The following is a 7,252-nucleotide window of genomic DNA, read 5'->3' on the forward strand; positions in this document are numbered from 1 at the left end:
GACCCGCCGCCCCCACCCCAAACAACCCGATCCATCCACGGATCGAGGCTTAGTGCACCCGGTGCTGTTGGAGTTGTCGCATCAGAAGCCGAAGTGGCCGAGAGCGTGATGCTCCTGCCCGGGTCAACGTTGTTGAAGGCAAACTGGATGCAGCTCCCGGCCGGAATCGCTGCGGACGTGGTGATATTGAAGGTCCACGTCCCCCCAGCGGCCAGCGTGGCCGTGCCGCCATTAGCCGGCGCCCGACCCGTCGAGGAGCCGATGGTGTAGCCCGCTCACCGCCGCTTTCTGGATCGAGTCGCTAGACGTGCCATTGTTCTTGAGGTTGATGACCATGGCCGTGCCCGAAGGCACAGCGTTTCCGGTGGCGTTACCGCACACGGTGGTCGCACAGATACGGACCACGACCTGACAGTTGGTCGACGTACACGTCATGTGTTACTGGAGATCCGCGTCCCACGGCTTGGCCGCGCAGGACAGCGCATACGCGGGGGCGGCCTGGACGGCAACCAGGGCGGGGGCCGCCCACGCGGCTCCCTTGGCCAGGGTGCGCCGGGACGGGCGCGACTGCGCTTCTAATTCTTGCGACATCGGGGGAGCACCAAAACTCTCTCGTTCACCTCGTGCCGGTGGCGGATCGGTGAGGTGTATTGAGTTGCCCTCCCGCTCGGGGCTCTAGCGTAGCGCAGAAACACCACTGCTCCGCAAGGCTGCCTTGACACGCGGAAGGGATGACCAGCTCCTTTGGCTACCGAGGATCAACTATGACCAACACATCTTTAGGCACCGCAGGCCCCCCGGAACTGACGCTTGTCGCGGCGCTCACGCACGACCGGGTGATCGGGGCCGACGGGGGGATCCCCTGGCATCTGCCCGAGGACTTCCGGCACTTCAAGCGCCTGACCATGGGCGGCACCTTGATCATGGGCAGAGCGACCTTCGACTCGATCGGCCGGGCCCTGCCCGGCCGTCGCACGATCGTGGTGACGCGCTCCCACGACTGGAGGGCTACGGACGTCGAGACCGCGCCGAACTTCGAGGCGGCCGTCCGCTTGGCCGCCCACGGGCCCGGCGAGGGGGCTGTCTACATCGCCGGTGGGGCCCAGATCTATACCCTCGCACTCCCCCGGGCCCACCACATGGTCCTGACGCACGTCGACCTGGACGTGCCCGGCGACACCTACTTCCCCGAATGGGACGCGACGCAGTGGCGGGTGGTGGAGCGAACGGCATACAACGGGTTCACCGTGGTCACCTATGACCGCGTGGCCTCGCCGGCGCCAACCGCTGGTTAGGCTGCGCGGATGCCCATGCACGCCACGCGCGCCGGCGGCGTCGCGACAATCACCATCGACCGCGCCGAGCGGCGCAATGCCCTCAACGCCGCCGCGCTGGAGGACCTTGACGAGGCGCTGCGCGGCCTCGACGGCGAGGTCCGCGCGCTCGTCCTCACCGGCGCGGGCGGCCACTTCTGTGCGGGCGCGGACCTTACCGAGCTCGAGGACGTCACCTTCACCCAGCACCTGGCGGGAGTTCTGGACCGGCTGGCCGGCCTCCCGATCGTCACGGTCGCTGCCGTCGAGGGATCGTGCATGGGCTTGGGGATGCAACTGGCGATCGCCTGCGACATCCGAGTCGTCGCCGATGACGCGCGCTTCGCCGTGCCCGTCGCCAAGCTCGGGTTGATGGTCGACTATTGGACCCTCGATCGCGTACGTCGCTTCTGGGGCGAGGGCGCCGCCCGGCTCATGACGCTGACAGCCGCGACCCTGACGGCGGACGACGCCTGGCGCCTCGGCTTCGCCCAGGCCCGCGGAGACCTGACCGCAGCCCAGGAACTCGCCGCCTCGGCCACCGGGCTAGCCCCGCTCTCGCAGGCGGGCACCAAGCTCGGGTTCGATTGCGACGGCCCCCTTGAGGTGGCCCGCTACGACGCGGCCTTCGCCCGCGCCTGGGCCAGCGAGGACCTCCATGAGGGACGGGCCGCCTTCCGCGAGCGCCGCTCCCCCGAGTTCCGGGGGCACTGATGAGCGACACCGCACCCCACGCGGACGCAAGCGTGCGTCCGGCCCGTATCACCGACGCACCCGCTATCGGCCGCGTCCAGGCTGAGGTCTGGATCGAGACGTATGCCGATCGCGTGCCCCCCGAGGTCAGCGCCGCCTTCGACCCCAACGCGTTCGCCAAGGCCTGGCGCGCCTCGCTGGAGTCCCCGCCGGAAGGCATCCACCGCCTCCTCGTGGCGCTCGCCGGCGCGCAGGTGGTGGGCATCGCGGCATACGGCCCGAGCCAGGATCCCGACACCGGCCAGGCGGCCGGCGAACTCACCGTCCTCGCGGTGCACCCACTGGCCCGGCACCAGGGCCACGGCTCTCGCCTGGTCAACGCCGTTGTGGACGAGTTGCGCGAACTCGGCGCCGAGGTCGTGACGACCTGGCTGCCCGCCGACGCCGAGCAGACGCGGCGCTTCCTTTTGGCGGCCGGGTTGGGCCCAGACGGCGCGTTCCGGGATCGCGTGGTCTCGCCCGACGGCCAGACCATCCGAGAGATACGGTTGCAGGCGAGCATCACGGACGCGGAGTGGGCGAGTTGACGACGGCTGCCGACCTGCCGCTGACCGACGAGCGGCGTCGGGCCGTGCGCAGCCAGGCGCTCTCCGTGGGTATCGCCACGGGGATGTACGGCGTCAGCTTCGGTGCCTTATCGGTCGCCTCGGGCTTGTCGATCCCGCAGACCCAGGCCCTGTCGGCGCTCCTGTTCTCCGGCGGCTCGCAGTTCGCGGTGGTCGGCGTGATCGCCGCCGGCGGATCGGCGGCGTCGGCGATTGCCACCTCCACCTTGCTGGGCATCCGGAACGGGCTCTACGGGCTCCAAGTCGCCCGCTTCGTGACGGCTCGCGGTCCGCGCCGACTCGTTGCTGCCCACCTGACCATCGATGAGTCGACCGCCGTCGGCATCGCCCAGGACGAGCCACCCGCGCAGCGATTGGGCTTTTGGATCACCGGCATCGCCGTCTTCATCGGCTGGAACCTGATGACGCTCGTGGGCGCCATCGTGGGCAATGCCCTGGGCAAGCCGCAGACCTGGGGACTGGACGCTGCCGCCGCTGCCGCTTTCTGCGCCCTGCTCTGGCCACGGCTGCGCTCGGGGGACGGTCGCGCGACCGCCGTCCTGGCCGCCTTCATCGCCATCATCACGCTGCCTCTGGTCCCCGCCGGCATCCCGGTGATCCTCGCCGCCCTCGCGGCGGTCGTCGTCGGCTGGGTCGGGCCCGGAAAGCACGAAGACCCGTCCACGGACGGCCTGCCCGGATCGGATCCGCTGCCATGACGATGTGGGTCACCGTGCTCGCGGCCTGCGTCCTGGCCTATCTGACCAAGCTCGCCGGCTTCATCGTCCCGGCGTCTTGGCTGGAAGGCCCGCGGATCTCACGCATCACCCGGCTGCTGCCGGCCGCCCTGCTCGCGGGCTTGATCGTCACCCAGACCCTGGGCGGCACCGAGGGCCGGCTCGTCTTCGACGCCCGGCTCGCCGCTGTCGCCGCGGCCACGGTCCTCTTGCTCCTGCGCGCAAACTTCCTGATCGTCGTCTTCGGCGCTGCGGCGGTGGCCGCCCTTTTCCGGTATGCCGGCTGGTCCTGACCCACCGCGAACCGGCCTCTCGACGACCCTGAACCGGCCTCTCGACGACCCTGAACCGGCCTCTCGACGAGGGGTGGGGAAGGCGAACGTCAGTCGAGGGCGGTCATGGCCGCCAGCAGGGCGGGCAGCGCCACCGCCGCCGGTTCCCGCCAGCACAGGTCTGCCATCGACGACAGCTCCGTCGGGAGGGGATTGATCTCGGCGACAAACGCACCATTCGACCTGGCCAGGGCCGGGAGGCCGGCGGCCGGGTAGACCATCCCCGAAGTCCCGACCACGAGGACCAGATCGGCTTGGTCGCACGCCTCGACCCCCGCGGACCACGCATCCGGTGGCAGGCTCTCGCCGAACCACACCACCCCGGGACGCACCAGGCCAAAACACCTCGCGCACGCGGGTGGGGGCAGTCGCTCGACCGGCTCCTCCGGCACCTCGATCGGGTCCGTGAACGGATGCCCGCACTCGCCGCATCGGAAAGCGCCGATCGAGCCGTGCAGATGATGCACCTGCCCGCTGCCTGCCCGCTCGTGCAGGTCATCGACATTTTGAGTGACCACGGTGACGGTCGCGAGGTCGAGATGCTCCCAGTCGGCAATGGCCCGGTGGCCGGCGTTGGGGTCGGCCAGCCCGGTGCGTTCGAAGCGCCACAAATACCAGGCCCAGACGAGCGTGGGATCACCTTCCCAGGCCGCGAAGGTCGCCAGGTCCTCGGGACAGAAACGCTCCCACAGGCCGGTGTGGGGGTCCCGGAAGGTCGGCAGTCCGCTCTCGGCCGACATACCAGCCCCCGTCAGCACGACCACCCGGCGCGCGGCGGCGGCGACTTCGACCAGCGCCCAGGGGACTTCCGACGCGGGCATCGGTCAATCCAGCCCGAGATAGTGCTCGAGACCGACCGTCACGCCGGGGTGGGCGGCGACCCCACGGATGCCGGCGAGCACGCCCGGCATGAACGAGACGCGGTCGAAGGAGTCGTGCCGGATCGTCAACTGCTCCCCCTCCGTGCCGAAAAGCACTTCCTGGTGGGCAACCAGGCCGCGCAACCGCACCGCGTGCACCGGTATGCCGTCCACGCGGGCTCCACGGGCACCCTCCGGGTCGAGGGTGGTCGCGTCGGGCACCGCCCCCAAGCCGGCTGCCTCGCGTGCGGCCCCGATCAGCGACGCGGTGCGGGCCGCCGTACCCGAGGGCGCGTCGACCTTGCCCGGGTGATGCAACTCGATGACCTCGACCGACTCGTAAAAGCGGGCGGCCTGCTCGGCGAAGCGCATCATCAAGATCGCCCCGATCGCGAAGTTCGGGGCGATCAGGACACCCACCCCCGGATGAGCAGTGAGCGCGTCACGGAGTTCGGCGAGCTTCGCCGCGTCCCATCCGGTCGTGCCGACGACGACGTGGATGCCGCGTTCGATGCAGTGACGGACGTTGGCGAGCGCGGCCCCGGGGACCGAGAACTCCACGACCGCGTCGGCGCCGGCCAGATCGCCGAGGTCGTCGCCGAGGTCGAAGGTCCCCACCAACTCCAGGTCGGGCGCGGCGGTGACGGCACGGCATACGGTCGAGCCCATCCGGCCGGCTGCGCCGATCACGGCGACCTTGATGCGTGCGTTCGTCGTCATGACCGCGATTCTTCCGTATGCCGCGGTCGGCTCGCGCGGATCGCCGGGCCCGCCGCTCAGGCGGTAACCGCGTTGGCCAGGGTCACACGGCCGGCGTCGCCGTCGCCTGACCAGGTCAGTTCCGCGTCGCCGGTGCGCTTCCACAGGTGGAGCAAAAGGTCGGCCGCGGGGCCGCTGATCGTGGCGACGACGTGGTTCGGGTCGTCGCCGATCACCCATTCGGCGGCGGTGTCGGTCGCGCGGAGGCGGACCGCGTCGGGCAGCGGACCGAGCAGGCGCCGCGCGCGCATCCGCGGGACGAAGACCTCGAGTACTTCGGCGATGCCGTCGGCTGCGAGCGTTGCATCGAGCGGGCCCGGCCGGCCGATCGCGGATTCGGCGTCCCAGCGATGGATGAGGTTCTCGTGGGCCTGGCGTCGCTGCCAGAAGGCCAGCCGGTCGTGCCCCGGCTCGCGCGAGAAGCTCCAGGCCGGCCGGTCGGCATCGCGGTCCAGCGCGGCGATCAGGTCGGCGACGCCATCGGCGAACCAGGCCAGCAGCGCGCTCGCCTCGTGGGGCGCGGCGTCCGGGGCGCCTCGGCCGTGCCCTTCGTCGATAGCCGTCACCACCCAGCGATGGACCCCACCGAGGTGGTCGGTCAGGTCATAGAGATTCCAGCCCGGACAACTGGCGACAGGTCGCGCGAGCAGGGCGGGGTCCGCGATGGCCGCCGCGAGGACAGCCGCGAAGGCGTCGGTCTCGGCACGCAGATGGGCGGCGAAGTCGGCGGTCATACGGTCATCCTCGCACCAGCCCTGTGCCGGTGCGCGCGCTGACCGCGTCGGCTGCCTGACTGCGAAATCCCCTGCGCGCCAGTCGATAAGCTACTACCGTGCCGCAATGACCCTGAGGCTGTATGCCGATCCCGCCGCCTTCCTCACGGCCGCACGCCCCCTGCTGGGCGCGGATCCGGTAGGGACGACCATCATCGGGAGCAGTCTGCAGGAGCACGTGGCCGGTGAGGCGCCCACGGAGGGCACGGACGCACCCTGGTTCGCCACATCGAGCACCCCGGCCGGCCAGGTCCAGGGGCTGGCCATGCGATCCGGTCGCTATCACCCCGTGCTCCACCACCTGGATCCCGCCGAGGCGGCGGCACTCGCGGACGTGATCCTGACGTCGGTGGAGGCGCCGTCCGGAGCCGCCGGCGAGGAGCCGGCTGCCCGGGCCTTCGCGGACCGGCTGGCCGCCAGGGTCGGTGGCCGCGTCGAGGTGGAACGCCGTACGCGCCTGCACCGGCTGGCGGAGCTAACGCCACCGGCGACAGTTCGCGGCCGGCCACGGCCGATGGCCGCCGATGACCTCGATCTGGTGACCGAATGGGTGCTCGCCTTCGTCGACGAGATCGGCAACGCGGCCGCGGACGAGCAGACACGGGCGCAGCAGCGAACGGCGCAGCGCGAGATGCTCATTCGACGCGCGCCGCACACGTGGCTCTGGGTGGACGACGGCGACACACCCGTCTCGATGGCGGCCACCCGGCCGCCGGCCTTCGGCGTCGCCCGCATCGGCCCGGTCTATACCCCACCCGACCAGCGCGGCCACGGCTACGCCGCCGCGGTCACGGCCCAGGTGTCCGCGATCGTCCGGGCGGCCGGGTCGGACGTCGTCCTGTTCACGGACCTGGACAATCCGACGAGCAATGGGGTGTATGCCCGCATCGGCTACGTGCCGGTCGAGGACCGGATAATCCTGCAAGTCGTCGATGGCTGACCAGATCGACCTCGCGGCCTGGTGGTCCTCGCATCCGTCGCGCAGGGTGTCGATGCCTGGGTCCGGGACCGGCTGACCGGGCTTGGCATTCGTGCGACCGGGCCGGGCCAGTCGCCGACACGGAGTGGTGGTGGCCGCTCGAGAGCGGCACCTGACCGCGACACCGGCCGTATGCCGCGGCCCCGGGCCGGGCGGGTGAGCGCCCGCCCTCGACCGACGCTACCCGCGAGGGGTCAGTCG

The 7,252-nt window shown here is 70.9% G+C and carries 10 protein-coding genes; 6 read left to right on the forward strand and 4 right to left on the reverse strand.

Annotation, left to right across the window (positions count from 1 at the left end):
- Positions 1 to 438 precede the first annotated feature (438 nt).
- Positions 439 to 591 carry a hypothetical protein gene (locus tag PKH97_RS11630; protein ID WP_324387616.1) on the reverse strand — a complete coding sequence of 51 codons (153 nt, stop codon included), beginning with the start codon at positions 589 to 591 and terminating at the stop codon, positions 439 to 441.
- A 173-nt stretch (positions 592 to 764) separates the two neighbouring features.
- Here PKH97_RS11630 and PKH97_RS11635 point away from each other — a divergent pair, with 173 nt between their 5' ends.
- Genes PKH97_RS11635 through PKH97_RS11655 form a run of 5 tightly spaced genes read left to right on the forward strand, consistent with a single transcriptional unit; the run spans position 765 to position 3,641 of the window.
- Positions 765 to 1,295 (forward strand): dihydrofolate reductase, encoded by a 531-nt coding sequence (locus tag PKH97_RS11635; protein ID WP_324387617.1) that lies wholly within the window; start codon positions 765 to 767, stop codon positions 1,293 to 1,295.
- Positions 1,296 to 1,304: 9 nt separating this feature from the next.
- Positions 1,305 to 2,027 carry an enoyl-CoA hydratase-related protein gene (locus PKH97_RS11640; RefSeq protein WP_324387618.1) on the forward strand — a complete coding sequence of 241 codons (723 nt, stop codon included), beginning with the start codon at positions 1,305 to 1,307 and terminating at the stop codon, positions 2,025 to 2,027.
- Positions 2,027 to 2,593, forward strand: a complete 567-nt coding sequence (locus PKH97_RS11645; protein WP_324387619.1) for a GNAT family N-acetyltransferase — start codon at positions 2,027 to 2,029, stop codon at positions 2,591 to 2,593. Before PKH97_RS11640 ends, PKH97_RS11645 begins: the two co-directional genes overlap by 1 nt.
- Positions 2,590 to 3,330: an AzlC family ABC transporter permease gene (locus PKH97_RS11650; protein ID WP_324387627.1), complete on the forward strand. Its 741-nt coding sequence runs from the start codon at positions 2,590 to 2,592 to the stop codon at positions 3,328 to 3,330. Before PKH97_RS11645 ends, PKH97_RS11650 begins: the two co-directional genes overlap by 4 nt.
- On the forward strand, positions 3,327 to 3,641 hold the full coding sequence (locus PKH97_RS11655) for an AzlD domain-containing protein (RefSeq protein WP_324387620.1): 315 nt from the start codon (positions 3,327 to 3,329) through the stop codon (positions 3,639 to 3,641). Before PKH97_RS11650 ends, PKH97_RS11655 begins: the two co-directional genes overlap by 4 nt.
- Before the next feature lie 89 nt (positions 3,642 to 3,730).
- Here the strand turns inward: PKH97_RS11655 and PKH97_RS11660 are convergent, their stop codons facing one another.
- The 3 genes from PKH97_RS11660 to PKH97_RS11670 are packed head-to-tail and all read right to left on the reverse strand — an operon-like array spanning position 3,731 to position 6,033.
- Complete coding sequence (locus PKH97_RS11660; RefSeq protein ID WP_324387621.1) at positions 3,731 to 4,501, reverse strand: NAD-dependent deacylase; 771 nt, start codon at positions 4,499 to 4,501, stop codon at positions 3,731 to 3,733.
- A 3-nt stretch (positions 4,502 to 4,504) separates the two neighbouring features.
- On the reverse strand, positions 4,505 to 5,260 hold the full coding sequence (dapB, locus tag PKH97_RS11665; protein ID WP_324387622.1) for a 4-hydroxy-tetrahydrodipicolinate reductase: 756 nt from the start codon (positions 5,258 to 5,260) through the stop codon (positions 4,505 to 4,507).
- Between the two features lie 56 nt (positions 5,261 to 5,316).
- Complete coding sequence (locus PKH97_RS11670) at positions 5,317 to 6,033, reverse strand: maleylpyruvate isomerase family mycothiol-dependent enzyme (protein WP_324387623.1); 717 nt, start codon at positions 6,031 to 6,033, stop codon at positions 5,317 to 5,319.
- A gap of 106 nt (positions 6,034 to 6,139) precedes the next feature.
- Between PKH97_RS11670 and PKH97_RS11675 the strand changes: the two genes are divergently transcribed.
- Positions 6,140 to 7,012: a GNAT family N-acetyltransferase gene (locus tag PKH97_RS11675; RefSeq protein WP_324387625.1), complete on the forward strand. Its 873-nt coding sequence runs from the start codon at positions 6,140 to 6,142 to the stop codon at positions 7,010 to 7,012.
- Positions 7,013 to 7,252 lie beyond the last annotated feature (240 nt).

Source organism: Nostocoides sp. (assembly GCF_035343835.1).
GTDB classification, from domain to species: Bacteria; Actinomycetota; Actinomycetes; order Actinomycetales; family Dermatophilaceae; genus Nostocoides_A; species Nostocoides_A vanveenii.